The organism is Salmonella sp. SAL4457 (assembly GCF_046548235.1).
Taxonomy (GTDB): domain Bacteria; phylum Pseudomonadota; class Gammaproteobacteria; order Enterobacterales; family Enterobacteriaceae; genus Salmonella; species Salmonella enterica.
Window position 1 is genome coordinate 1 of sequence record NZ_JBGDZO010000514.1, and the last position, 271, is coordinate 271.

At 68.3% G+C, this 271-nt stretch carries 1 protein-coding gene; it reads right to left on the reverse strand.

The window, feature by feature from the left end:
• Positions 1-271, reverse strand: a 271-nt coding sequence (locus ACLJNW_RS25290; protein ID WP_410961375.1) for an efflux RND transporter permease subunit, incomplete at both ends; no start/stop codon positions are given.

Here is a 271-nt window from a genome sequence, read left to right on the forward strand (position 1 = left end):
CTGGGCGATATGGTTGATCGCCAGCAGGGTATGCCGCTCCTCCACCTTCGCCAGGCTCGACAGGCGCACCTGGGTGCCGTCGCTGGACGGCACGTAGAGCTGCTCCAGGGCCTGCGGGCCGAGCTGGAACTGCGGCGCCACCTCCAGCACCACGCGGTACTGGGTGGCCTGGGTGAAGATGGTCGAGATCAGCCGCTGGCCGAAGGCGTTGTAGAGCACGCTGTCGATGTCGGAGAGCTTCACGCCGAGGCGCGAGGCGGTGTCGCGGTCG